The following is a 25054-nucleotide window of genomic DNA, read 5'->3' as shown; positions in this document are numbered from 1 at the left end:
GCAGGTCGTGGGGCGGGCCGGGGGCGCGGGCCGTGGGGCGGGCGGGGGCGCGGGAAACGGGAAGAGCGCCTGGCCGGGGGCGGGCAGGCGCTCTTCCGTGTGACGGTGCTCGATGAATCCGTGTGACGTGCTCGATGAATCCGTGTGACGGTGCCCGAGGAATCCGTGTGACGGTGCCCGAGGAATCCGTGTGACGGTGCCCGAGGAATCCGTGTGACGGTGCCCGAGGAAAACGGGTCGCCACTCGTGGCTGCGGGTGGCTACTGGTGGCTACTTCTTCTTGGGGGAGCTCTCGTCGCTGGAGAGCACCGCGATGAAGGCCTCCTGCGGGACCTCCACGGAGCCGACCATCTTCATCCGCTTCTTGCCCTCCTTCTGCTTCTCGAGCAGCTTGCGCTTACGCGAGATGTCACCGCCGTAGCACTTGGCGAGGACGTCCTTGCGGATGGCGCGGATGGTCTCGCGGGCGATGACCCGGGAACCGATGGCGGCCTGCACCGGCACCTCGAAGGCCTGCCGCGGGATCAGCTCGCGCAGCTTGGCGACGAGCCGCACCCCGTACGCGTACGCCTGGTCCTTGTGCGTGACCGCCGAGAAGGCGTCGACCTTGTCCCCGTGCAGCAGGATGTCGACCTTGACGAGCTGGGCGGACTGCTCGCCGGTGGGCTCGTAGTCCAGCGAGGCGTACCCCCGCGTCTTGGACTTCAGCTGGTCGAAGAAGTCGAAGACGATCTCGGCGAGCGGCAGCGTGTACCGGATCTCGACGCGGTCCTCGGAGAGGTAGTCCATGCCGAGCATGACCCCGCGCCGGTTCTGGCACAGCTCCATGATCGAGCCGATGAACTCGCTGGGCGCGAGGATCGTGGCGCGCACGACGGGCTCGAAGACCTGGTCGATCTTGCCCTCGGGGAACTCACTCGGGTTGGTGACCGTGTGCTCGGTCCCGTCCTCCATGATCACGCGGTAGACCACGTTGGGGGCGGTCGCGATCAGGTCGAGCCCGAACTCGCGCTCCAGGCGCTCGCGGATCACGTCCAGGTGCAGCAGGCCGAGGAAACCGACGCGGAAGCCGAAGCCGAGCGCGGCGGACGTCTCGGGCTCGTACACGAGCGCGGCATCGTTGAGCTGCAACTTGTCCAGGGCCTCGCGGAGGTCCGGGTACTCCGAGCCGTCCAGCGGATACAGGCCCGAGAACACCATCGGCTTGGGGTCCTTGTAGCCGCCGAGCGCCTCCGTGGCGCCCTTGTGCAAGGAGGTGATCGTGTCGCCGACCTTGGACTGCCGGACGTCCTTGACGCCGGTGATGATGTAGCCCACCTCACCGACGCCGATGCCGTCCGCCGCGGTCATCTCCGGCGAGGAGACACCGATCTCCAGCAGCTCGTGCGTGGCGCCGGTGGACATCATCCGGATCCGCTCACGCTTGTTGAGCTGGCCGTCGACGACTCGTACGTACGTGACCACGCCACGGTAGGAGTCGTAGACCGAGTCGAAGATCATCGCGCGGGCGGGGGCGTCGGCGACGCCGACCGGCGGCGGAACCTCGGCGACGACCTTGTCGAGCAGCGCCTCGACGCCGAGCCCGGTCTTCGCGGAGACCTTCAGGACGTCCGCGGGGTCGCACCCGATGAGGTTGGCCAGCTCCTCGGAGAACTTCTCCGGCTGCGCGGCCGGAAGGTCGATCTTGTTGAGGACCGGAACGATCTTGAGGTCGTTCTCCATGGCCAGATACAGGTTGGCGAGGGTCTGCGCCTCGATGCCCTGGGCCGCGTCGACGAGGAGGACGGTGCCCTCGCAGGCCGCGAGCGAACGCGAGACTTCATAGGTGAAGTCCACGTGGCCCGGGGTGTCGATCATGTTCAGGATGTGCGTCCTGTTCTGATCCGGGCCCTCGGACGGGGCCCAGGGCAGACGCACCGCCTGGGACTTGATCGTGATACCGCGCTCGCGCTCGATGTCCATGCGGTCGAGGTACTGGGCGCGCATCTGCCGCTGCTCGACCACGCCGGTCAGCTGCAACATGCGGTCGGCGAGCGTGGACTTGCCGTGGTCGATGTGCGCGATGATGCAGAAATTGCGGATCAGAGCCGGGTCGGTACGGCTCGGTTCGGGCACATTCTTAGGGGTCGCGGGCACGCAGGGTCCTGTCTCTTGAGGCGCCTTATGCCTCGGGTCGGATCGATACGTAGCCTCCATCGTCCCACGGGTGGGCCGCGGGGACCGGTTTGGGCCGGTCGGACAGCGGCTGGTACCGTGGGCAGCTGTGTCTCGTAGCCCTCTCAGCGCGAGGCGCTTGTCAGAAAACTCGGCAGTACCTGAACCTGAAAAGGCTCTTTCGTGGCGAACATCAAGTCCCAGATCAAGCGGAACAAGACCAACGAGAAGGCGCGCCTGCGCAACAAGGCCGTCAAGTCCTCGCTGAAGACCGCTGTCCGCAAGGCCCGCGAGGCCGTTGCCGCCGGCGACACCCAGAAGGCGACCGAGCTGTCCCGTGAGGCCGCGCGCCAGCTGGACAAGGCCGTCTCCAAGGGTGTCATCCACAAGAACCAGGCCGCCAACAAGAAGTCGGCGCTTGCTTCGAAGGTCGCGACCCTCAAGGGCTGAGCAGTGATGTGACCGCTGGCCGGACCAGAGCGGGCCCTCTCTCTTCCGCTCCCGCCCAGCACCCCGATCCACACGCGGCCTGCGTTCGCCACGCGGGTGTGGATCTTTCAAGAGCTTTGAACCCGGGGCCCCCGTGTCCTGTCCTTTCGGACGGAGGCGGGGGTTTTGGGTTTTTGGTTTGTTGGTGGGTTGGGCTTGGCCGGTGGGTTGGGCTTGGCCGGTGGGTTGGGCTTGGCCGGTGGCCGAGCCGGGCCGAGACGGGGCCGGGCCTGGCCGTGGGCCGGGCCTGGCCGTGGGCCGGGCGGGGCGAACCGGGCGGGTCGGGGCGGTGGGCCGAGACGGGCCGGGCGAACCAGGCGGGCTGGGCCGGTGGGCCGAGCCGATGGGCCGACCCGGTGGGCCTAGCCGGTAGGCCGGGCCGGGCGAATCCGGCGGGTCGGGCCGGGCGAATCCGGCGGGTTGGGGCGGTGGGCCTATCCCCGGCCGGACCGGGCCGCGCGGGCGATGGCGACGACGGCCTTCTCGAGGGCGTACTCGGGATCGTCCCCGCCCCCCTTGACCCCGGCGTCAGCCTCCGCACAGGCCCGCAGGGCAACGGCGACCCCGTCCGGGGTCCACCCCCGCATCTGCTGCCGCACCCGGTCGATCTTCCAGGGCGGCATCCCCAGCTCACGGGCAAGATCGGCGGGCCGCCCACCACGGGCCGACGACAGCTTGCCGATGGCCCGCACCCCCTGCGCCAGGGCCGACGTGATCAGTACGGGCGCGACCCCGGTCGACAGGGACCACCGCAGGGCCTCGAGGGCCTCCGCCGCCCGCCCCTCCACGGCCCGGTCGGCCACGGTGAAACTGGAGGCCTCCGCCCGCCCCGTGTAGTACCGCCCGACCACCGCCTCGTCGATCGTGCCCTCGATGTCCGCGACGAGCTGCGCCGCCGCCGACGCCAGCTCCCGCAGATCACTGCCGATGGAGTCCACCAGGGCCTGACACGCCTCGGGCGTCGCCGAGCGCCCCAGGGCCCGGAACTCACCCCGCACGAAGGACAGCCGGTCCGCCGGTTTGGTCATCTTCGGGCAGGCGACCTCCCGCGCCCCCACCTTGCGCGCCGCGTCGAGCAGCCCCTTGCCCTTGGCGCCGCCCGCGTGCAGCAGCACGAGCGTGATCTCCTCGGCGGGCGCCCCCAGATACGCCTTCACGTCCTTGACCGTGTCCGCCGTCAGGTCCTGCGCGTTGCGGACGACGACCACCTTGCGCTCGGCGAACAGCGAGGGGCTCGTCAGCTCCGCGAGGGTGCCCGGCGCCAACTGGTCGGGCGTGAGGTCCCGCACGTCCGTGTCGGCGTCCGTCGCCCGCGCGGCGGCGACGACCTCCTGCACGGCACGGTCGAGCAGCAGATCCTCCTGCCCCACGGCGACCGTGACAGGAGCGAGCGGGTTGTCGTTTGCGTTCTTCCTGGCCATCGCCGCCAAGCATCCCACGCCCCACTGACAGCCCGTCGCGCCCCGATCCTCCGGTACCGGAGAATGTGCAGGTGACCGACGTACGACATGTCCTGGTGCTGCCCGACCGCGATGCCGCGGAACAAGTCGCCGAAGAGCTCCCCGACCGTTTCGGCGTCCGCGACGAACCCCAGCTCGTCCGCGACGCCCTCGCCGGTGAGGACGACGCCGAGGACGCCCAGTGGCTGGTGGTCGTCGAGGACCCCGAACGGCGCCTCGACGTGAGGGAACTGGACGCCCTGGCGGCCGAGTTCGAAGGCTGGCTGGAGGCACCGTGACCGGGCCCGCACAGCTCCTGGGCGCCTCCGCCCTGCGGCCCGCGCAGCTCCGCGGCCCACCCGGCCCTGGGCCGCGCGGCTCCCGGGCCCCACATGCCCTGCGGCCCGCGTGACTCCCGGGCCCACGTGCCCCGGCCTTCGGCCCGCTCAGCTCTTGGGCAGGACCTGGATGTCCAGTTCAATGGTGATGCTGGCGCCGACCGCTGCGATACCGCGGGCGAGCATCGTCTGCCAGGTGATGGTGAAGTCGTCCCGGTGCAGCTCGGTCGTCGCCCTGCACGCCGCCCGCGTCTCGCCCTCCAGGCCGTGCCCCACCCCGAGGTACTCCGTGTCCAGCGTGACCGTCCGCGTCACACCGTGCAGCGAGAGCGCCCCGGTGATCGCCCAGCGCGTACCGCCCTTGTGCACGAAACGGTCGCCGTAGAACTCCATCGTCGGAAACCGCGCCACGTCCAGGAAGTCCGCCGAACGCAGATGGTCGTCGCGCATCTTCACGGCCGTGTCGATGGAGGAGGCGTCGATCACGACGTGCATCGCGGAGTCCTCCATCCGCTCGGCAAGACGTATCGCCCCCGCGAACGTGTTGAACCGGCCGCGGATCCGGGCGAGGCCGATGTGCCGCGCCGTGAACGCGATCGAGGAGTGCAGCGGGTCCAGGTCCCAGTCCCCGGGCTCGGGCAGCGCCGCGAGCTGCGCGACCTGGAGCGTCACATCCCCCATCGACGCATGCGCGCCCTCACTCACCGTGACGTTCGCCCGGTACGGAGTGAACCCCTCCGCCGACACCGCCAGCCGGTACTCCCCCGTCGGCACCGTCGTGACGAACGACCCGAACGGATCCGTACCCCCGGTGACCACCTTGCGGCCCATGGTGTCGCTGAGGGACAGCTCAGCGTGCTGAACCGGCTCGTTGACCGGGTCGAGCACCCGACAACTGAGCACTCCCGCGCCGGTGGGCACCGTCACCGCCGACAGCAGCCCGGACCTCCCGCCTCGGCCCGAAAGATTTCCCAGCCATCGGCCGAACACTGCGACACACCCCCGAGGGCCTTGACAACACAACACCTGCAACGAAGAGGCATTCGATCACCGTTGCGGCTTTCGATGCAAACGCACACGGTTCAGCAAGAACATTGCGGAAACGACCCGACCACCCCAGACCGCCCCCACTGTCCCCCTGACCCCAATTAATCGTTCCGCCCCACTTCGCCTTCCCGCTCCTCCCCGCGGTCGGTTACCGGCCGTAATCACCGACCCTTTCCCCCCTCCCCTCCCCTCCCCACCCCCACCCCCTTCCTCCCCTCCCGCCCTCACCTCCGCGTCGTCACCCGCAACACAGGCACCCCACCGCCGCCCGCCACCCCATCGCTGCCCGCCGCCCGGCCCGGTGGTCCCCCTCGCGCCCCGGCCCGCCCACCGGTCACCGCGACCGCGCCGCTCGTGTCGGTCCGCACCACCCGCGCGCCCCCGGCGCGCAGCGCCGCCACCGTCCGGGGCGAGGGGTGACCGTACGGGTTGTCCGCGCCGCACGAGATCAGCGCGAGCCGCGCTCCCGTCCGACGCAGCAGCAGCGGGTCCTGGTACGCCGAACCGTGATGCGCCACCTTCAGCACGTCCACCCGCCCCAGCGCCGCGCCTTCCGGAGTACGCAACAGGGCTCGCTGGGCCGGTGGTTCGAGGTCGCCGAGCAGCAGGAGCGTCAGCCCCGCGACCCGCACCAGCAAGGTGACGCTCGCGTCGTTCGGCCCCTCGGCGCGAGCCGTCCCGCCGGGCGGTGGCCACAGCACCCGCCACTCCAGCGCCCCCGCCCGCCGCCGCTCCCCCGCCACGGCCGCCGACAGCGGAATCCCCCGCCCGGCCGCCTGCCTCCGCACGAACGCGGCCTGTCCCGGCGGCTCCTGAAACCCCGTCGTCTGGATAGCGCCCACGGAACGCCCCCGCAACACCCCGGGCAGCCCCGCCACATGGTCCGCGTGGAAGTGCGTGAGCAGCACCAACGGCACCCGTGTGACCCCGAGCGACCGCAGGCACCGGTCGACGAGCACCGGATCGGGGCCCGCGTCCACCACCACCCCCGCGCCCCCGCCCGCCGCTAGCACCGTCGCGTCCCCCTGCCCCACATCGCACATCACCAGCCGCCACCCCGGCGGCGGCCACCCCGCGATGACCCTGGTGAGCGGCGGCGGTTGCACGACCGCCAGCAGGAGCAGCAGCACACAGACGACACTCAGCCACGGATGTCTGGCCAGCCTTCCGCAGGCCAGGACCACCCCGACGGTGACGACCACCAGCAGCAACGCCCCGCCCCAACTGCCCGGCCAGTCGACTCCGTTGCCGGGCAGGGCCGCCCCGGTCCGCGCGATCCCCGCGATCCACTCCGCCGGCCACCCCGCACACCACGCGAGCCCCTCCGCCACCGGCATGGCCACGGGCGCCACCGCAAGCGCCGCGAACCCGAGCACCGTCGCGGGCGCCACCGCGAACTCCGCCAGCAGATTGCACGGCACCGCCACCAGACTCACCCGCGCCGCGAGGACCGCCACCACCGGCGCGCACACCGCCTGCGCCGCCGCCGCAGCCGCCAACGCCTCGGCCGGGCGCCCCGGAACCCCCCGCCGCCGCAGCGCCGCACTCCACCTCGGCGCCAGGACGAGCAGTGCGCCCGTGGCCAGCACCGAAAGCAGGAACCCGTAACTCCGCGACAGCCACGGGTCGTACAGCACCAGCAGCAAGACCGCGGCCGCCAACGCGGGCACCAGGGACCTGCGCCGCCCGGTACCGATCGCCACCAGCACGATCAGCCCGCACGCCGCCGCCCGCAGCACACTCGGCTCCGGCCTGCACACCACGACGAACCCGAGCGTCAGTCCGCCACCGAGCAGCGCCGTCGTCCGCAGCGGGATCCCCAGCCTCGGGGCCAGGCCACGGCGCTCCGCGCGGTGCGCGGTACCGGGCGGGCCGATCAACAGGGCCAGGACGATCGTGAGGTTGGCACCGCTCACCGCCAGAAGGTGCGTGAGGTCCGTGGCTCGGAAGGCCTGGTCCAGGTCCGGCGGGACCCGTGCGGTGTCCCCGATCACCAGTCCCGGAAGCAGCGCCCGGGCGTCGTCGGGCAGCCCGTCCGTCGCTCCCCGCAACCCCGCCCGCAACTCCCCCGCGAACCGCTGCACCCCCGAGGGCGCCCCGACGACCTGCGGCGCCTGCCCCTCGGACACCCGCAACACCGCCGCCGTCCGCTCGCTCCCCGGCCACGGCGCCGCGAGGCTGCCCCGCACCTGGATCCGCGTCGACGGCAACAGGTCCAACCACCCCGCACCGCCTACCCCCGCACCCCCTTGTCCCGCACCACGCTGCCCCTCCCCTCCTCCGGCCGCACCGCCATCCCCCGCACCACGTTGCCCCGGCCCTCCTGCCTCCGCGCCGCCTTCGCCAGGGCCTCCTCCGCCCACCGTGCCGCCCTCGCCAGAGCTTCCGTCCCCCGTGCCGCCTTCGCCGAGGCCTCCTTCCTTCGTGCCGCCTCCTGCCGCGCTCCCCTCCCCGACGTCGCCTCGCCCCTCGCCCTCTTCGCTCGCCCGGCCGCCACCTCGCCTCCCTTCCTCCTCCCGCACTACGACAAGGACCGGCGCCCGCGTCCTCCTCGTCGTGCCGTCGGTCTCCCGGACCCGCACCACCTCGCCCTCCAGCACGATCGACGGTGGCGCCGCGCGGTCCCCCGTCACCCGGGGCCGGGTACGGCGCGGGTCCGATGTCACCTCCACCTCCGCCGTCACCTCCGCGTACCGCTCGGCGAGCGCGGGGACCGGGCCACGGTGCAGGTCCGCTCCGTGCAGACCGGCTACTGCCGCTGCCGCCGCGGCGCACAGCAGGACGGCGGCCACACCCACCCGGTACCCGGGCGCGGGCGCCACGCGAAGGCCTGGGCCCGCGCGCCCGTGGGTGAGTCCCCTGCCGAGCCCGGCGTGGAGGGCGCCGCCGCGTCCCCGCGCCGTCCACGACACCAGGAGGACTCCGGCCACCACCACACAGATCACGACCACGGCCGCCACCGTGTGGGGCGGAGCCGTCAGCGCTAGGGCGGCCGCCGCCCAGGCGCCGAGGGCGGGCGGCACCAGACGCAGGTCCATGGGGCCTTCGTCAGGCGGTCGCGCACCACCGTGTGCTCCCTGAGCAGGGCGCCGCCCGGGCCCGGACTCCCCATGCCCTGAGGGGGCGGGGCCGGGGGCCGTCGGCCGTCGCACCCCGCTCCTCATGGCCGCACGAGGTTCCGCAAGTCGGCGAAGCGCTTCTCGCCGATGCCGTTCACTTCCCTGAGCTCGTCAACGGAACGGAATCCGCCGTGCTCCGTGCGGTAGTCGATGATGTGCCGCGCCAGGACCGGGCCCACGCCGGGCAGTGTGTCGAGTTGTTCGACGGTGGCGGTGTTGAGACCGACGGGCCCGGCCGCCGCTCCGGTGGTTCCGCCCGGCCCCGCTACCGGGCCGTTCGGCATCGGCCCCGGGACGCCGCCCGGCACGGAGTCCGCGCCCGCCTCCGTGGGGGCACCCACCACGAGTTGCTCGCCGTCCACCAGGAGCCGGGCCCGGTTGAGGCCGTCGGTCCTCGCGCCCGCACGGGCCCCGCCCGCCGCCCGGAGTGCGTCGGCCACCCGGGAGCCGGCGGGCAACCGCTGCACCCCGGGGTCGTGGACCTTGCCCCGGACGTCCACGACGACCCCGCCGGTCGCTGCCGCGGGGGTGCCCGCGTCCGGCCCCGGTGGCGTTCCCAACGGTGCTCCCGGTGGTGTTCCCGGTGCGGGGGACGGCTCGGTCTCGCCGCCCGGGGACGCCGCCCCGCCCACCACCTCAGGCGCCGGGACCGACTGCGTGCGTCCGGACCAGAAGTGCTGCGCCGCGAAGACGGCGGCCACGATCAGGACGAGGCCGAGCGCGACAACGCTCCGGCGCTCCACGCCACACCGCAACCGCAACCAGACCGGCAAGCGCTCCCGCACCGCGAGCCCGGCCCGTGTCCGCCACGAGGTCGCATCACGGGGCGGCTCGGCCTGGGGCGCATGGGGCGGCTCGGGGAACGGATCAGCCTGTGGCACGGGGATCGGCTCAGTCGGCAGCTCGGGGAACGGCCCAGCCCGGGGCTCGGAGATCGGCCCAGTCGGCAGCACAGGGAGCGGCCCAGCCTGCGGTTCGGGGAACGGATCGGCCCGCAGCACAGAATGCGCCCCGACCCGCGGCTCAGGGAACAGATCGGCCCGCAGCACACGTGACGGCTCCGCCTCCGGCTCAGGAGACAGCCCGGCCAGTAACCCGCTCGCCAGCCCGGCGTGCGTCGTAGCACCATTCCCGGCGCCGTCATCCGTCCGAACATCGGTGCCTACGGCGGTCGCCGTTCTCCGCGCGGCCACCGTCCTCTGCCTCCGCGCGCCCACCGTGCCCGCCAGACCCCCCGCGCCCGCGGCAACGGCGGCCCCCACCGCACCCACCGAGGCAGACGCAGGGACCTCCCCCGCGCCCGACACCCCCGCGCCGGGCCCCGTCTCGGCGAACAGCGCCTCGGCCCGCAGCCGTGTCCGTGTCACCTCCGTCGCCGCGCGCCTGCGTCGGGCTCGTCGCCAGGCGTGGTGGCGGGTCAGGTGTCCGACGGCCACGCGGTGTTGAGCGCTGCGCCTCCCTTTCGCGAGGGCGCCGTCGGAGCGGCCGTCGCTCCCCGCACCCATCGGTCCCGCGGTGGCGTCCGCCGTCCCCGAGCCCCTGCGTTCCGTCCGTGAAAGTGATCGAAGTGTCATGCGGAAAACGCTAGGCACCTCGACGACACCGCGTCGATCTTGGTCAATTCCCGGGGATTACTCGGCAGTTGTGGATAACGTCGTCACTCACAGGAGTGACAAGCTCACCACCCGGGGCCAGCGCACCCAAGGCGCAGCCCACCCCAGGTGCAGCCCACCCGAGGGGCAGCCCACCCGAGGGGCAGCCCACCTGAGGGACAGCCCCACCCGAGGAACAACTCACCCAAGGAAAAGCGGCCCCCGCCGCCCAGAGGGAACGCCGACCTGAGGGCCGCCTCAGCGAGGTGAGACCACAGCCCCCAGCAGCCCCGGACCCGTGTGCGCCCCGATCACCGCGCCCACCTCACTGACGTGCAGTTCCGCCAGGCACGGGACCCGGTCGCGGAGGCTGTCCGCGAGGGTCGCCGCGCGTTCGGGAGCCGCCAGGTGGTGGACCGCGATGTCCACGTCGTGGGTTCCCGCCCGCTCGACCACGATCTCCTCCAGGCGGGCGATCGCCTTCGACGCCGTGCGCACCTTCTCCAGCATCTCGATGCGGCCGTCGTCCAGGGAGAGCAGCGGCTTCACCGCGAGCGCGGAGCCGAGGAGGGCCTGGGCGGCGCCGATGCGGCCGCCGCGCCGCAGATAGTCGAGCGTGTCGACGTAGAAGTACGTGGACGTGGCCGCGGCCCGCTTCTCCGCGGTCGCCACCGCCTCGTCCATCGAGCCGCCCGACTCCGCCGCCTCGGCGGCGGACAGCGCGCAGAAGCCGAGGGCCATCGCCACCATGCCGGTGTCCACGACCCGTACCGGCACCGGCGCCTCGCGCGCCGCGAGGACGGCGGCGTCGTACGTCCCGGAGAACTCGGCCGACAGGTGCAGCGAGACGATTCCGGTGGCCCCCGCGTCGGCGATCTTGCGGTACGTCCGCGCGAAGACTTCGGGGCTCGGCCGCGAGGTGGTGACGGACTGGCGCTTCTGCAAGGCGAGCGCCAGGGAGCGGGCGGAGATCTCCGTACCCTCTTCCAGGGCCTGCTGGCCGAGGACCACGGTCAGCGGAACCGCGGTGATGTCGTGCCGCTCCATCGTCCGTTGCGGCAGGTAGGCCGTTGAGTCGGTGACGATTGCGACATGGCGGGACATGAGCTGGAGATTACCCGCAGGAACCCCGGTGCCGCAGTCCGGCCCCTGTACGCGAAGGCCTGGAGGGGCCGACCGGTCGGGCGGGGCCCGCGAGTCCCGGCCTCGGCTCGGCGCTCGACTCAGGTGGTGCTCTCCGGCTTGGGTTTCTTCTGCCACGCATAGGTCGGCTGCGGTGCCGGCGGGGCGATGGCGGGCCGGGACGGCTCCTGCGCGGCGGTGCCGGGCTCCTGCGCGCTGGCGGACGCCTGTGGCTGCGACGCCGCCTGCGCCGGGTCGGCGGCAGGCTTCGAGCCGGTCTTCGCCGGGCCCGTCGCCGCGGTCGTGGCGGTGTCCGTCCATGACGTGAGCGGCCGGTCGTCCGGCGGCGGCGTCGTCGTCCAGTGCCGCAGGGCGCCCGTCTCCATGTCGATCTGCTCCTTGAGCAGTTCCAGGTCGTCGTCCGCGAACTTGCCTGCGCGGTCGCGGGCCGCCCAGCGGAGCGAGTCGGACGCCTTGACGATCTGCTCGGTGCGCTCGCGCAGGGCGGGCAGACGCTGGCTCAGCTCGATCCGGTCGGGCTCCCGCTCCAGGCGCTTGAGCTCGTCGTCCAGCTCGTGGCCATGGGCGCTCAGGCGCTGGAACAGGGCCAGGGACTCGTGCAGGGATGCGTCATCGGCGACGCCCGCGCGCAGCGAGTCCTGGGTCGCCCGCATCGACGTGCGGAGCTTGAGGCGCAGCTGGGCCAGCTCGCCGACGGCCCCGGGCTGTGCGAGGGTCCTGGCGCGCAGCGTGGTGTCCTCCACCGTGCGGCGGGCCTGCGTGATCGTGCGGTCCATGCCGCGGCGCGCGGCGCCGACCACCTTGACCGTCGCATACGCGCCCACCGCCAGGAACAGCAGGAAGAGCAGCGCGACCACTGCGATCACGGCTTCCACGATGCGTCTCCTTCGGCCCGGCTGATCGGCATGTCGGGTGTATCCAGCGTGTGCGGCACGCTCCGTCGTCCCCATGGACTTCTCCACGGTAAACGCAGCGGGCAGCCCGAGGGTTCCAGCGGAACCCCCAAGCTGCCCGTAGGGGACTACCCCGATACGCGGCGGCCGACGACCAGTTGCCCCGGCCAGGACGCGGGCTGGACCTGGACCTGGACCAAGCCCACCCCGGCCCGAGCCCGGGTCCGGCCCAGCCCCGGTCCGGACCTGGGCCGACGCGGCCCGGACCTAGGCCGGAACGATGTTCACCAGCTTCGGCGCCCGCACGATGACCTTGCGGATCCCCGCACCGGCCAGCGCCGCCACCACACGCTCGTCGCCCAGGGCCACCTTCTCCAGCTCGTCGTCGGAGATGCCCGGCGCGACCTCCAGGCGGGCCTTGACCTTGCCCTTGATCTGCACGACGCAGGTCACGGTGTCGTCCACGACGTACGCGGGGTCGGCTACCGGGAAGTCCTGGTGGACGACCGAGTCGCTGTGACCCAGCTTGCGCCACAGCTCCTCGGCGATGTGCGGGGCCAGCGGAGCGATCAGCAGCACCAGGCTCTCGGCGACGGAGCGCGGCACCGGGCCCGCGGCCTTGGTCAGGTGGTTGTTCAGTTCGGTGATCTTGGCGATGGCGGTGTTGAACCGCATGCCGTCCAGGTCCTGGCGCACACCGTCGATCGCCTTGTGCAGCGCGCGCAGCGTGTTCTCGTCCGGCTCGGCGTCCGCGACGGACAGCTCGCCGGTGGCCTCGTCGACGATCAGGCGCCACAGGCGTTGCAGCAGCCGGTACTGGCCGACCACGGCGCGCGTGTCCCAGGGACGAGAGACGTCCAATGGGCCCATGGCCATCTCGTACAGGCGCAGCGTGTCCGCGCCGTACTCCTCGCAGATCTCGTCCGGCGTGACCGCGTTCTTCAGGGACTTGCCCATCTTGCCCAGTTCGCGCTTGACCTGCTCGCCCGCGAAGAAGAACTTTCCGTCGCGCTCCTCGACCTCGGCGGCGGGAACCGGGAAGCCCCGGCTGTTGCGGTAGACGTAGGCCTGGATCATGCCTTGGTTGAACAGCTTGTGGAACGGCTCGGCCGACGAGATGTGGCCCAGGTCGAACAGGACCTTGGACCAGAAACGCGCGTACAGCAGGTGCAGCACGGCGTGCTCGGCGCCGCCCACGTACAGGTCGACGCCGCCGGTCGGCTGTCCCTCCCGGGGGCCCATCCAGTACTGCTCGATGTCGGGGGCGACCAGCTTCGCGTCGTTGTGCGGGTCCAGGTAGCGCAGCTCGTACCAGCAGGAACCGGCCCAGTTGGGCATGGTGTTGGTCTCGCGGCGGTAGCTCCGCGGGCCCTTGCCGTCGCCCAGGTCCAGGGTGACGTGTACCCACTCCTCGTTGCGGGAGAGCGGGGTTTCCGGCTGGGTGTCGGCGTCGTCCGGGTCGAAGGTGCGCGGGCTGTAGTCGTCGACCTCCGGCAGTTCCAGGGGCAGCATCGACTCGGGCAGCGAGTGCGCCACGCCGTCCTCGTCGTAGACGATCGGGAAGGGCTCGCCCCAGTAGCGCTGACGGCTGAACAGCCAGTCGCGCAGCCGGAAGTTGACGGTGCCCCGGCCGATGCCCTCGCGCTCCAGCCACTCCGTGACGCGCGCCTTGGCCTCGGCGACCACCAGGCCGTCCAGGGAGATGTGATCGCCCGCCGAGTTGATGATCTTCGCCTCGTAGGAGTCGAACGAGTCGTCCCACGTGGAGGGGTCGGTGCCCCGGCCGTCGGAGGGCTCGACCACGCAGCGCAGCGGCAGCTCGAAGGCGCGGGCGAAGGCGAAGTCACGGCTGTCGTGGGCCGGGACCGCCATGATCGCGCCGGTGCCGTAGCCCATCAGTACGTAGTCGGCGATGAAGACCGGGACCTGCTCGCCGCTGACGGGGTTGGTGGCGTACGCGCCCGTGAAGACGCCGGTCTTCTCCTTGGCGTCGGCCTGGCGCTCCACGTCGGACTTGGCGGCGGCGAAGGCACGGTACTTGGCCACGGCCTCCGCCGGCGTCGCGTGCCCGCCGGTCCACACGTCGTGCGTGCCCTGCGGCCAGGCGGCCGGGACGATGCCGTCGACCAGCTCGTGCTCGGGCGCCAGAACCATGTAGGTGGCGCCGAACAGGGTGTCCTGGCGGGTGGTGAAGACGGTGATCGCGTCGCCTTCGGAGCCGACGGGGAAGACGACGCGGGCGCCTTCGGAGCGGCCGATCCAGTTGCGCTGCTGGAGCTTGATGGCCTCCGGCCAGTCCAGCGCGTCCAGGTCGTCGATCAGGCGGTCGGCGTAGGCCGTGATGCGCATGTTCCACTGGCGCAGCTTGGACTTGAAGACCGGGAAGTTGCCGCGCTCGGAGCGGCCGTCGGCGGTGACTTCCTCGTTGGCCAGGACGGTGCCGAGGCCGGGGCACCAGTTCACGGGGGCGTCGGAGGCATAGGCCAGGCGGAAGCCGCTCAGGACGTCGGCGCGCTCCTTGGCGTCCAGCGCGTGCCACGCGCGCGTGGAGCCCGGTACGGCGCGTTCACCGCTCTCGAACTGCGCGATCAGGTCGGCGATCGGGCGGGCCTTCTTCGCCTCGTCGTCGTACCAGGAGTTGAAGATCTGGAGGAAGATCCACTGGGTCCACTTGTAGTAGTCCGGGTCGATCGTCGCGAAGGAGCGGCGCCTGTCGTGTCCCAGGCCCAGGGCGCGCAGCTGCGCCTTCATGTTCTCGATGTTGGCTTCCGTCGACACGCGCGGGTGCGTGCCCGTCTGCACGGCGTACTGCTCGGCGGGCAGGCCGAACGCGTCGAAGCCCAGGGAGTGCAGGACGTTGTGGCCCGTCATGCGCTGGAAGCGGGCGAAGACGTCGGTGGCGATGTACCCCAGGGGGTGGCCGACGTGCAGACCCGCACCCGAGGGGTAGGGGAACATGTCCATGATGAACTTCTTGGGCCGCTCGACGGCCGCCGGGTCACCGGCCAGGTCGCCGCTCGGGTTGGGCGCCTCGTACGTGCCGTCGGCGTCCCAGAAATCCTGCCAGCGCGCCTCGATCTCGGCCGCAAGGGCGGCCGTGTAGCGGTGCGGTGCGGCCGCCTCGGCAGCCGAGGGGGTGCCTCCCGCGCCTCCCGCGCCTTCAGCGGTGGCGGAGGAATTCGTCTCGCTCATGGTCTTCAAAGCTCCATCGATCGTCTCTGCCTGCGGACCTGGCCGGACGGCCAAACAAAAATGCCCCTCGCACAGGAGGGGACGCCGCGCCGATTCCGACCGTGTTCACTCACGGTCGGGACTGATCAGCGCGGCCCGCTAAGCAGAAGGCGTACGGCACGCATGGCGTCAGGGTACCGCAGCGCTCCGGAGGCGGGCGACGCGCTTTGTCGGGCATGCGCCCCGGCCCCGCGGAGGCGGGACGGCACCCTGCCCCACTCCGCCCCGACCCCAACCTTGGCCAATGGTTACCCCGCGTACCGCCCACTATCGGGGCAACACCAAGATCGAGTCGCGCTTTGATAACAACGCAATAACTCAAACCCCGTACCCATCGGTATGGCGCGACCTAGCATGCGGCGATCGGACCATTTCGGAGTCGCCCCATGAACCCTGCGAACCCGCACCGCAAGAGTCCCGAGCGTTCAGCTCCGCCCGGATCGTCCTCACCCTCCCCCCGGACCGCCCCCCGGACCGCCCCCCGGTCCTCCACCCCCTTCCCGCCCCCCGGACCCTCGTCCTCCTCCGCGTCGTCGCCGGCCTTCCCCGCCTTCCCAGGACCGAGCAGAGCGGCCCGCTCCCTCGTCACCGTCGCCGCGCTGCTGCTCATACCCCTGGTCGTGCTCGCGGGCGGCGACGGCTTCCGCGCCGCCCTCGACTTCACCACCGGCGTCCTGTCCCTGGTGGCCCTGACCGCATCCGTGATGTGGGGCCTTGTCGCATCGGACCGGCTCTTCCTGCGCCCGCGCCAGCGACTGCTCGCCCAGGCCGTGCACCGGGGCACAGCGATCGCGTCCGTGGGCTTCCTGCTCCTGCACGGCACGGTGAAGCTCGCGCTCGACCACGTGTCCTTCGTGGGCGCCCTCGTGCCCTTCGGCCTCGGCGTGACGGGCGGCGACGGGCTCATCGGCCTCGGCTCGCTCGCCGGCCTCCTCATGATCACCACCAGCGTCACCGGCGCCCTGCGCAGCGCCTTCGCCGCACCCGTCCAGGTCGCGTCCCGATGGCGGGCGCTGCACACGCTGGCCTACCCGGCCTGGTGCGCCGCCCTGATCCACGGCCTGTACGCGGGCCGCCCCCCGAAGCCGTGGGTGGTCGCCCTGTACTGCCTGTGCCTGGTCGCGGTGGCCGGGGCGGTGGCGCTGCGCGCGGCCCCGCGCACGGTCAAGCGCGAGGTGGCCGCCCGGATCTTCGCCTTCCTGGAACCGGACGAGCGGCTGTCGCCGTCCGGGACGCGGCGCCGCCGCAGCCACGCCCCCGTACGGGACACCGCCTCCACCCCACTGCCCGGAACGGCGTCGGGCCGCTTCACCACCGCACCGCCCGACAAGGCCCCCGTCTCCGGCATGGCCGCCGCCTACCGCGCACTGGCCACACCCTCCGGCCACGACACCGCCCTCCCCCTCGACCTCCAGCCCACCGAAGTCCCGCCCACCGTGACCCCCCGCTGGCCGACCCCGTCTCCCCCACCACCGGCCGAGGCTCCCTCGGTTCCACACCCGCACGCCTCCGTAGACAGCGGACACGACTCCATGGACGGCGGGCACGCCTACGGAGACGGCGGGCACGCCTACGGAGACAGCAGGCACGCCTCCACGGACGGCAACTACGTCTCCCCAGCGGGCCGGTACGACCACCAGGACGCCCAACACGACTACGGAGACGCGGCATACGGCCCCACCGCCGATCCGTACGGCACCGGGCCGCAGCCCGTCCACCACCCGCCCGCGCCCGGCACACCCCCGCGCCCGTGCGCGCCGCCCCCGCCGCCGCACGACCCCGGCGCTCCCCCGCAACAGCTACTCGGCCCGTTCCAGGCGCCCAGCACCGGCGAGCCCTGGCACGCCCCCACCGGAGGCAGCAAGTGAACGCGTCCCTGCCGGACGTCCCCGAAGTCCGCGTCGTCGGACTTCCGCTCCTGACCTCGGGCTTCGACCTGGTCGAGCGGCTCGACCCCGCCATGCACCTCAAGGTGCACGGCCCGCTGGAACCGATCGCGGGCGAGCGGCTCGCCACGCTCGCCGAAGAGATCTCGCTGCGCGGCCGCGGCGGCGCGGGCTTTCCGTTCGCCAGAAAGCTGCGGGCCGTCGCCGAGGCCGCGATCCGGCGGGGCGTGCGCCCCGTGGTGGTCGTCAACGGCAGCGAGGACGAGCCCGCGTGCCGCAAGGACACCGTCCTGCTCAACCGCGCCCCGCACCTCGTCCTGGACGGTGCGCTCCTCGCCGCGGAGGCGCTGGGCGCACGCACGCTCGTCGTCGGTGTGACGCGCGACTCCACGGAGGCGTCGACGCGGTCGGCGCTGGCGGAGCGCGGCCTCGGCAACCGGCGCGGATCGACCCTCCGCGCGCGCGTGCAGCGCAATCCCGTCCGCATGGTCACCGGCGAGTCGTCGGCCCTCGTGCGGTCCGCGGACGGCGGGCCGCCCCTGCCCCCCGGGCGCAAGGTGCACACGTCGGACTCGGGCGTGGGCGGCGCGCCGACGCTCCTGTCGAACGCGGAGACCTTCGCGCAGCTCGCCGTCGCCGCCCGGATCGGGCCGGACCGCTACCGGCGCACGGGCCTGCGCGACGAACCAGGGACCGTGCTGCTCACCCTCTCCGGCGCGGTCGCACGGCCCATGGTCCTCGAAGTCCCGACAGGAGTGCCCCTGCGGTACGTTCTCCAGCTCGCCGGCGCGCCACCGCTGCCGCAGGGCGTCCTCACGGGCGGCTACCACGGCAAGTGGCTGGACGCGGTCACCGCCCAGGACGCGGTCGTCTCACGGGCCTCCCTGGAGGCCTGTGGGGGCGCGCTGGGGGCGGGCGCGGTCCTGCCCATCGGCCCGGGCACCTGTCCCCTCGGGGAGTCCCTGCGTGTGGCGCACTGGCTCGCCGCCGAGAGCGCGGGCCAGTGCGGCCCCTGCTACCTGGGGCTCCCTGCCGCCGCGCGCGGGCTCGCGGACGTCCTGGACGGCGGCGGGCCGACCGCCCTCGAGGCGCTGCGCGAGGTGACGCGGGCGGTGAAGCGGCGGGGTGCGTGCAAGCACCCGGACGGCTCGGCGGCGTTCCTGGAGTCCACGCTCGCCGCGTTCACCGACGATCTCGCCGCCCACGTGCTCGGCGACGGCTGCGGGCGGCCTGTGGAGGGCGTCCTGCCGCTGCACGACGAGAGCCCGCGGGAGGGGGCGTCCAGCGGCCGCAGGCTCGCCATCGACTGGACGCTGTGCCAGGGCCACGGCTTGTGCGCGGACATCGTCCCGGAGCTGATCCAGCTGGGCCCGGACGGATTCCCCGCGGTCGCGGAGGCCGCGGTTCCGCGTTACTCGGAGGCCCGCGCCCAGCGTGCCGTCCGCCGCTGCCCGGCCCTCGCCCTGCGCGTCGAGGACGACCGGCCGGCCGCCCCGGCACCGCCCACGGCTCTGCCGATGCTGCCCCGTGGCCGTGTCCGCAGGGCGCTCGGGAGCGGGCGGCAGTGACGGTGTGACGCGTCGTCGCGACCCGGGTCACACCTTCGGGTGCCGTGTGGCCCGAGTCACCCCTGCCGGGCGCGCAGAAGGCGAGGGGCGCGCACGAGGCGAGGCGCCGGGATGGCGAGGCGTCCGGGATGGCGAGGCGCCGGGAACACGAAGAAGCAGGCCACCCGATCCGGGTGGCCTGCCATCTGTTGTGGAGCTAAGGAGAATTGAACTCCTGACCTCCTGCATGCCATGCAGGCGCTCTACCAACTGAGCTATAGCCCCTTGCCGCTCCGCCCGGTTTCCCCGGCGGCTTCGCCAACATTACACGGTCACCCCCGTGGTCCACCAAATCGTTTCCCGGGCGTACGCACAGGCCCATTACCGTCCGCCCTCGTGACCGTGCTCGCCCTGACCGTCGCCCGCCGCCAGGTACCCATCGCCGCCGTGGGCTGCCTGCTCTCCTTCGTCCTCTTCTGGGCCGCGCAGCGCGCGGCCCACGTCTCGATGATCGACCTGATGGTCTACCGCACGGAGGGCCTGGCCGCGCGCTCGGGCGTCGACCTGTACGCGCTGCGGGCCACCGAGGCCGACCTGCCCATGACGTACCCGCCGTTCGCGGCCCTGCTGTTCACGCCGCTGACCCTGCTGGACCCGGTGGACCTGCGCCCCCTCGCCACGCTCGGGAACCTGCTGCTCCTCTTCGCCTTCGTACGGCTGTCCCTGCGTCTGGTCGGCGAGCAACGGCACGCGGGTGTGGCGACCGCGCTGTGGGCCTCGGCGCTCGCCGTGTGGACGGAACCGGTCTGGACGACGCTGCGCTACGGGCAGATCAATCTGCTGCTCGCCGTCCTGGTGATGTGGGACCTGACCCGGCGGCCCGGCCACCGGTGGGCGGGTGCGGGCATCGGGCTCGCCGCGGCGATCAAGCTCACTCCCGCCCTGTTCGCCGTCTTCCTGCTGCTCGTCGGTGTCGTCGTCGCGGCACGGCGGGGCGTGTGGCGCCCGCCCGTGCGGCACGCGTGCGTGGCCGCCGCGACGTTCCTGGGGGCGACGCTGCTCGCGGCCCTGGCGCTGCCGGAGGACTCGCGGAACTTCTGGACCCGGGTGGTCTTCGCGGCGGGCCGGGTCGGGCGCGCGGAGAACACCGCGAACCAGTCCGTGCGCGGGGTGCTCGCCCGGCTCCTGCACACCACGGACCCGGGGGCCCTGTGGGCGGTGGCCGCGGCCCTCGTCTGCGTGGCGGGGACGGCCGTGGCGGTGGCCGCCGCGGTACGTGGGGAGCGGGCCTGGGGCGCGGCCGCGTGCGCGGCGACCGCGCTGCTCGTCAGCCCGGTGTCGTGGTCGCACCACTGGGTGTGGTGCGTGCCGATGGTGCTGCTGCTGTGGTCGCGGGCCACGCGGCGGGGCGGCGCGGGACGCTGGGCCGCGGCGGGCGGGTTCGCCCTGGCGTTCTGTTCGTACGCCCTGTGGTGGGTGCCGCACACCCCGGGTCGTCCGGAACTCGCCCAGAACTTTGGCCAGATGACGCTGTCCGCGATCTACCCGCTGGCCGCCGCCGGCTTCCTCGCGCTCACCGCCGCCTCTCTCAGGCGCCTGCCTCAGGCGGTGGCGAACGAGTAGAACCGTTTGAGGGTGCAGTGCTCGTCCAGGAGGCGGCCGTAGATCGGCTCGCCCTCGAGTTCGCGGTACGTCTCGATGGGGTCGCCCTTTATGATCAGCGCCCGCGCGCACTCCTCGCACCAGTACTGATAGTCCGGGTTGACCGGTTCCATGTCGCGGACGATCGGCGTACCACTGCCGCACCAGTCGCATTTACGCCTGTGTGCACCCATCGATCAGCTCCAGCTGTGGCCGCAGGCCGTGCACACGTAACTCACTCCGCCGTTGTCTCCGAGGACTTGGGCCACATGGACCGAACCGCAGGAAGGGCACTGGAGGAGCGCGGCGGCACCGGCTCGTGCGGCCGCCGCTTCGAAGAGACTTCGCGTCTCTTCGAGGATGCTCGCAGGCATCGCGCTCTCCCTCCCGTCGGGTCACCGTCGGCGCTCTGGTGCAGTCCCCTTCCGGCCCCGTCGATTCTGCCACGACCACGGCGAGCCGGTCAGCGACGCATACGTACCAGTCCGGACACGGCGCCCAGGGCGGCCGCCGCGGCGAGCGCGTAGAAGCACACCAGGAGCGCGTCCGCCGATGTATACGCCCCAGGAGCCCCCTGTGACTCAAGGCCGGCGAGGTAGATCGCGCCGAAGGCAGCGACGCCCGTCAGCTGTCCGAGCTGGGTGACGGTGGCAAGAAGTCCACTGGCGTCGGCCGCGTCCTGTTGGCCGACCGTCGCCAGCGCGCGCGTGAGGGTGGGGCTGAAGCCGAGCGCGAGCCCCACTCCGCCGACCGCGAAGGCCGCGTACAGCAGCGGACCGCCGTCGTCGCCGTCCCGCAGCAGCAGGCCCACCGCGAGGGCCGACACCGCTGCCAGCGCGAACCCGCCCGGGATCAGCGCCCGTTGCAGCGCGGCGGGCCACGCGCGCCAGGTCAGACCGACCACTCCGAAGACCATCGCCATCGGCGCGAAGGTGAGCCCGGCGCGCAGCGCGCTGTAGCCGAGCCCGCCCTGGACGTGCAGGGACAGCACGAAGAGGAAGCCCGCGTTGACGGCCATCACCGTGGCGAGCCGGAAGACCGCGAGGCCCATGCCCGGCACGCGCAGGACGCGCGGCGAGATCAGCGGCGCCCCGCCGCGCCGGGCGAGCCGCCCCTCGTACCCGCAGAACGCCGCGAAGACCACGGCCGCGGCGCCGAACGAGAGCCAGGTCCACAGCGGCCAGCCCTCCTGTTCGCCGAGCACCAGCGGCACCGTGAGCGCCGACACGGCGGCGCCGAGCAGCAGCAGGCCCGGCACGTCCAGGGCGCGCGCACGGCCGGGCGCGCCGTGGTCGTCGCGGGGCAGTACGCGGGCGGCGAGGACGAGGAGCACCACGCCGACCGGCACGTTCACCAGGAAGACCGGGCGCCAGCCGGTGCCGAACAGGTCGGCGCTGACGAGGACGCCGCCGACGACCTGCCCGGCGGCGGCCCCGGTCGCAAGGACGGCCGAGTACGCGCCGAGGGCCTTCATCCGCGCCTCGCCGGTGAAGTTCCGCTGGATGAGGCTGAGTACCTGCGGGATCATGACCGCGGAGCCCGCGCCCTGGACGAGCCGGAAGACGATCAGCTGCCCGGTGCTCTGGCTCAGTCCGCAGGCGAGCGAGGCGGCGGTGAACAGGGCGAGGCCCGCCAGATAGACACGGCGGTGGCCGATCCGCTCGCCGACCCGGGCACCGGTGATCAGGAGCACGGCGTAGGTGATGGTGTAGCCGGCGATGACGAGTTGCAGCCCGGCGCCGGACGCGTGCAGGTCGGTGCGGATGGAGGGGGCGGCGACGTTGACGATGAACACGTCGAGCAGGGCCATGAACTGGGCGGTGAGGACGGCCGCGAGCAGGCGACCGCGGCCGTTGTCAGTGCCAGGGTCTTTACTGGACGCAGGAGTTGGGGCGGGGGCCGCCGGGGCCGGGGGCGATGTGGTCATGCCCCTGAGCGTGGCCCCGCTCCGATACGGGGAGTGAGAGTCCGCTGATGCTGGTACTGGCAGTACCTGGCAAGGGCCGGGGCGGGAGCCGAGGATGGGGGGCGTGACGACGATGGACATGCTGAGGACCACGACGACGGCACCGACGGGACCGCCCGCGCCCACACAGGTGCCCACACTCGCGCCCACGCCGGTGCGCACACCCGCGCCCACGCCGGTGCCCGCATCCGCCCCCGCCCCCACCTCGGCACCCGCACCCACCGCCTCACCCTCACCCTCACCGGCACCGGCACCCGCACCAACCCGCCGCCGCACAGAACTGGCCACCTTCCTGCGCAGTCGGCGCGCCCGCGTCACCCCCGCCGACGTGGGCATGCCGCCCGGCCCCCGGCGCCGCACGCCGGGCCTGCGCCGCGAGGAGGTCGCCCAGCTCTCCGGCGTCGGCGTCACGTGGTACACGTGGCTGGAGCAGGGCCGCCCCATCAACGCCTCCGCCCAGGTCCTGGACGCCGTCGCCCGCACCCTGCGTCTCGACAGGGCGGAGCGCGAGCACCTGTACCACCTCGCGGAGGTCCCGTACGTCACACGGCACCAGATGGCCGCGACAGCGGTGGACCAGGAGATCCAGGGCATCCTCGACGCCCTGGACCCGCACCCGGCGGTGGTCTACAACTCGCGGTACGACATCCTCGCCACGAACGCCGCCTATCGTCACCTCTTCGTCGTCCCGGAGGTGGCGGCGATAGGCGTGGCGAACGTGCTCTGGACGCTGTTCGTCGTGCCCGAGCCGCACTGCCCGCTGGTGTTCCGGGACTCGGAGCTGCCGGTCATGGTGGCGACCCTGCGCGAGGCGTACGGCAGGCACGTGGGCGAGCCCGCCTGGGAGGACTACCTACGGGAACTGTCCGGGGCCAGCCCGATGTTCGCGCGGCTGTGGGCGAGCGGTGACGTGGTGCCGCCGGGGCCACGGGTCAAGACGTTCCGGCACAAGGCGGTCGGTGAGCTGCGGATGACGTCGGTGTCGCTGTCCATCAACGGCATGCCGGAGTGCCGCATCGTGGCGTACACACCGGACGACGAGCGCACCCGGGAGCGGATGCGGCGCATACGGGCGCGGGCCACGTGCGGAGCGGGGGACGAGAGAAACAGGCCACGAGAGGAGCGGGAGCTGGGTGAACAGGCCAGGTGAGGAGCGGGGCGGCCGAGCAAAGCGAAGTCCCGCCCCCTGGACGGGGACGGGACGGAGATTGTGGAGCTAAGGAGAATTGAACTCCTGACCTCCTGCATGCCATGCAGGCGCTCTACCAACTGAGCTATAGCCCCTCGCGCCACGCGGCGGAGCCGCATGGTGTCCGTCCCGCTCGGCGGGCGAACAAGAAGAACTTTAGCCTGCGACCTGCCCGAATGCGAAATCCGGGTCCCGGCAGCCGACCGGCGCCCGCCGCCCCGGGGCGGCGGGGTCCGCGGCGGCCCCGCGCGGCCGCAGGGCTAGTCGTCGTCGCCGAGCACCGGCTCCGGCAGCGTGCCCGCGTTGTGCTCGAGCAGGCGCCAGCCGCGTGCGCCCTGGCCGAGGACGGACCAGCAGCAGTTGGAGAGCCCGCCGAGGCCCTCCCAGTGGCGCGGGTCGAGGCCGAGGAGGCGGCCGATGGTCGTACGGATCGTGCCGCCGTGGCTGGCCACGACGAGGGTGCCGTTGTCGGGCAGCTTCTCCGCGTGCGCGAGCACGACGGGTGCGGCCCGGTCGGCGACCTCGGTCTCCAGCTCACCGCCGCCGCGGCGCACCGGCTCGCCGCGCTTCCAGGCGGCGTACTGCTCGCCGTGCGCGGCGATGATCTCGTCGTGGGTCAGGCCCTGCCAGGCCCCGGCGTACGTCTCGCGCAGGGCCTCGTCGTACGTGATGTCCAGGCCCGTGATCGCGGCCAGCTCGGCGGCCGTGGCGGCGGCCCGCTTCAGGTCGGAGGCGATGATCGCGTCCGGCTTCAGCGAGGCGAGCAGCCGGGCGGCACGCCGGGCCTGGGCGACGCCCGTGTCGGTCAGCTCGATGTCCGTGGTGCCCTGGAAGCGCCGCTCCAGGTTCCAGGCGGTCTGGCCGTGCCGCCACAGGATGATCCGGCAGCCGCGGTTGTTCACCGCAGCTCACCGCCGAGATCGCGCAGCACCCCGGCCTCCTCCGCCGCCTGCTGCCGCTCGGCGTACTCGGCGCCCTTGCCGCGGGTGGCCTTGGCGTCGTCGGGCAGGGCGATCTCGGGGCAGTCCTTCCACAGGCGCTCGAGGGCGTAGAAGACGCGCTCCTCGCTGTGCTGGACGTGCACCACGATGTCGACGTAGTCGAGGAGGACCCAGCGGGCCTCGCGGTCGCCCTCGCGGCGCACCGGCTTGGCGCCGAGCTCCTTGTTCAGGCGCTCCTCGATCTCGTCGACGATCGACTTGACCTGGCGGTCGTTGGGTGCGGAGGCGAGCAGGAAGGCGTCCGTGATCGACAGCACGTCGCTGACGTCGTACGCGATGATGTCGTGCGCGAGCTTGTCGGCCGCCGCCTGGGCGGCGACGGTGATGAGCTCGGTGGAGCGGTCCGTGGCGGTCACTAGAGAGCTTTCCTTCGATGGGC

19 protein-coding genes and 2 tRNA genes are annotated in these 25054 nt (G+C 72.6%); 6 read left to right on the top strand and 15 right to left on the bottom strand.

Annotation, left to right across the window (positions count from 1 at the left end):
* Positions 1-270: 270 nt before the first annotated feature.
* Positions 271-2136, bottom strand: a complete 1866-nt coding sequence (gene lepA, locus ACH4DX_RS02165; protein ID WP_398116992.1) for a translation elongation factor 4 — start codon at positions 2134-2136, stop codon at positions 271-273.
* 201 nt (positions 2137-2337) lie between these two features.
* Between lepA and rpsT the strand changes: the two genes are divergently transcribed.
* A complete protein-coding gene (gene rpsT / locus ACH4DX_RS02160; protein ID WP_398116990.1) occupies positions 2338-2604 on the top strand; it encodes a 30S ribosomal protein S20 in 267 nt (88 codons plus the stop codon).
* Between the two features lie 473 nt (positions 2605-3077).
* Here the strand turns inward: rpsT and holA are convergent, their stop codons facing one another.
* Complete coding sequence (gene holA, locus ACH4DX_RS02155) at positions 3078-4064, bottom strand: DNA polymerase III subunit delta (RefSeq protein WP_398116988.1); 987 nt, start codon at positions 4062-4064, stop codon at positions 3078-3080.
* 71 nt (positions 4065-4135) lie between these two features.
* Between holA and ACH4DX_RS02150 the strand changes: the two genes are divergently transcribed.
* On the top strand, positions 4136-4381 hold the full coding sequence (locus ACH4DX_RS02150) for a hypothetical protein (RefSeq protein ID WP_398116986.1): 246 nt from the start codon (positions 4136-4138) through the stop codon (positions 4379-4381).
* 147 nt (positions 4382-4528) lie between these two features.
* Here ACH4DX_RS02150 and ACH4DX_RS02145 read toward each other — a convergent pair whose 3' ends face one another.
* The 6 genes from ACH4DX_RS02145 to leuS form a co-directional block, all read right to left on the bottom strand.
* On the bottom strand, positions 4529-5410 hold the full coding sequence (locus ACH4DX_RS02145) for a YceI family protein (protein WP_398116985.1): 882 nt from the start codon (positions 5408-5410) through the stop codon (positions 4529-4531).
* A 281-nt stretch (positions 5411-5691) separates the two neighbouring features.
* Positions 5692-8505 (bottom strand): ComEC/Rec2 family competence protein, encoded by a 2814-nt coding sequence (locus ACH4DX_RS02140; RefSeq protein ID WP_398153667.1) that lies wholly within the window; start codon positions 8503-8505, stop codon positions 5692-5694.
* Positions 8506-8627: 122 nt separating this feature from the next.
* Entirely contained in the window at positions 8628-9635 is a 1008-nt protein-coding gene (locus ACH4DX_RS02135; RefSeq protein WP_398153666.1) for a helix-hairpin-helix domain-containing protein, read from the bottom strand.
* An 801-nt stretch (positions 9636-10436) separates the two neighbouring features.
* Entirely contained in the window at positions 10437-11282 is an 846-nt protein-coding gene (locus ACH4DX_RS02130) for a DegV family protein (RefSeq protein WP_398116981.1), read from the bottom strand.
* Between the two features lie 119 nt (positions 11283-11401).
* A complete protein-coding gene (locus ACH4DX_RS02125; protein WP_398116979.1) occupies positions 11402-12196 on the bottom strand; it encodes a hypothetical protein in 795 nt (264 codons plus the stop codon).
* Positions 12197-12481: 285 nt separating this feature from the next.
* A complete protein-coding gene (gene leuS, locus ACH4DX_RS02120) occupies positions 12482-15406 on the bottom strand; it encodes a leucine--tRNA ligase (protein ID WP_398153665.1) in 2925 nt (974 codons plus the stop codon).
* A gap of 425 nt (positions 15407-15831) precedes the next feature.
* On the opposite strand from leuS, the gene ACH4DX_RS02115 reads away from it, so the two are divergent.
* Positions 15832-17313 carry a cytochrome b/b6 domain-containing protein gene (locus ACH4DX_RS02115; protein ID WP_398153664.1) on the top strand — a complete coding sequence of 494 codons (1482 nt, stop codon included), beginning with the start codon at positions 15832-15834 and terminating at the stop codon, positions 17311-17313.
* Entirely contained in the window at positions 17310-18899 is a 1590-nt protein-coding gene (locus ACH4DX_RS02110) for an NADH-ubiquinone oxidoreductase-F iron-sulfur binding region domain-containing protein (protein WP_398153663.1), read from the top strand. Before ACH4DX_RS02115 ends, ACH4DX_RS02110 begins: the two co-directional genes overlap by 4 nt.
* Before the next feature lie 191 nt (positions 18900-19090).
* Here ACH4DX_RS02110 and ACH4DX_RS02105 read toward each other — a convergent pair.
* Positions 19091-19163 (bottom strand) — tRNA-Ala (locus tag ACH4DX_RS02105).
* Positions 19164-19274: 111 nt separating this feature from the next.
* Between ACH4DX_RS02105 and ACH4DX_RS02100 the strand changes: the two genes are divergently transcribed.
* Entirely contained in the window at positions 19275-20501 is a 1227-nt protein-coding gene (locus ACH4DX_RS02100) for a glycosyltransferase 87 family protein (protein ID WP_398153662.1), read from the top strand.
* Here ACH4DX_RS02100 and ACH4DX_RS02095 read toward each other — a convergent pair.
* The 3 genes from ACH4DX_RS02095 to ACH4DX_RS02085 all read right to left on the bottom strand — a co-directional run bounded on the left by ACH4DX_RS02095 (position 20480) and on the right by ACH4DX_RS02085 (position 22446).
* The gene (locus ACH4DX_RS02095; protein ID WP_016643127.1) at positions 20480-20713 is read right to left on the bottom strand and encodes a hypothetical protein; all 234 of its coding nucleotides are present in this window, start codon (positions 20711-20713) and stop codon (positions 20480-20482) included. The genes ACH4DX_RS02100 and ACH4DX_RS02095 overlap by 22 nt on opposite strands.
* A gap of 3 nt (positions 20714-20716) precedes the next feature.
* Positions 20717-20893 carry a hypothetical protein gene (locus tag ACH4DX_RS02090; protein WP_398153661.1) on the bottom strand — a complete coding sequence of 59 codons (177 nt, stop codon included), beginning with the start codon at positions 20891-20893 and terminating at the stop codon, positions 20717-20719.
* An 89-nt stretch (positions 20894-20982) separates the two neighbouring features.
* On the bottom strand, positions 20983-22446 hold the full coding sequence (locus ACH4DX_RS02085; protein ID WP_398153660.1) for an MFS transporter: 1464 nt from the start codon (positions 22444-22446) through the stop codon (positions 20983-20985).
* Positions 22447-22549: 103 nt separating this feature from the next.
* Between ACH4DX_RS02085 and ACH4DX_RS02080 the strand changes: the two genes are divergently transcribed.
* Positions 22550-23635 (top strand): helix-turn-helix transcriptional regulator, encoded by a 1086-nt coding sequence (locus ACH4DX_RS02080; protein ID WP_398153659.1) that lies wholly within the window; start codon positions 22550-22552, stop codon positions 23633-23635.
* A 61-nt stretch (positions 23636-23696) separates the two neighbouring features.
* Here ACH4DX_RS02080 and ACH4DX_RS02075 read toward each other — a convergent pair.
* The 3 genes from ACH4DX_RS02075 to rsfS form a co-directional block, all read right to left on the bottom strand.
* Positions 23697-23769 (bottom strand) — tRNA-Ala (locus ACH4DX_RS02075).
* A 165-nt stretch (positions 23770-23934) separates the two neighbouring features.
* Positions 23935-24576 carry a histidine phosphatase family protein gene (locus tag ACH4DX_RS02070; RefSeq protein WP_398116962.1) on the bottom strand — a complete coding sequence of 214 codons (642 nt, stop codon included), beginning with the start codon at positions 24574-24576 and terminating at the stop codon, positions 23935-23937.
* On the bottom strand, positions 24573-25031 hold the full coding sequence (gene rsfS, locus ACH4DX_RS02065; RefSeq protein ID WP_398116960.1) for a ribosome silencing factor: 459 nt from the start codon (positions 25029-25031) through the stop codon (positions 24573-24575). Before rsfS ends, ACH4DX_RS02070 begins: the two co-directional genes overlap by 4 nt.
* Positions 25032-25054 lie beyond the last annotated feature (23 nt).

The sequence above is a fragment of the Streptomyces sp. NPDC017940 genome (assembly GCF_044328435.1).
In the GTDB taxonomy this organism is placed as follows: domain Bacteria; phylum Actinomycetota; class Actinomycetes; order Streptomycetales; family Streptomycetaceae; genus Streptomyces.
Note: the sequence above shows the minus strand (reverse complement) of the source record. Positions and strands in the feature narration are given on the sequence as shown.

Bases quoted from the DNA above. Each gene is read 5' to 3' on its own strand.
- holA (WP_398116988.1), bottom strand. From the start codon at position 4,064: ATGGCCAGGAAGAACGCAAACGACAACCCGCTCGCTCCTGTCACGGTC.
- ACH4DX_RS02140 (WP_398153667.1), bottom strand. From the start codon at position 8,505: ATGGACCTGCGTCTGGTGCCGCCCGCCCTCGGCGCCTGGGCGGCGGCC.
- ACH4DX_RS02130 (WP_398116981.1), bottom strand. From the start codon at position 11,282: ATGTCCCGCCATGTCGCAATCGTCACCGACTCAACGGCCTACCTGCCG.
- leuS (WP_398153665.1), bottom strand. From the start codon at position 15,406: ATGAGCGAGACGAATTCCTCCGCCACCGCTGAAGGCGCGGGAGGCGCG.
- ACH4DX_RS02115 (WP_398153664.1), top strand. From the start codon at position 15,832: ATGAACCCTGCGAACCCGCACCGCAAGAGTCCCGAGCGTTCAGCTCCG.
- ACH4DX_RS02095 (WP_016643127.1), bottom strand. From the start codon at position 20,713: ATGGGTGCACACAGGCGTAAATGCGACTGGTGCGGCAGTGGTACGCCG.
- ACH4DX_RS02090 (WP_398153661.1), bottom strand. From the start codon at position 20,893: ATGCCTGCGAGCATCCTCGAAGAGACGCGAAGTCTCTTCGAAGCGGCG.
- ACH4DX_RS02085 (WP_398153660.1), bottom strand. From the start codon at position 22,446: ATGACCACATCGCCCCCGGCCCCGGCGGCCCCCGCCCCAACTCCTGCG.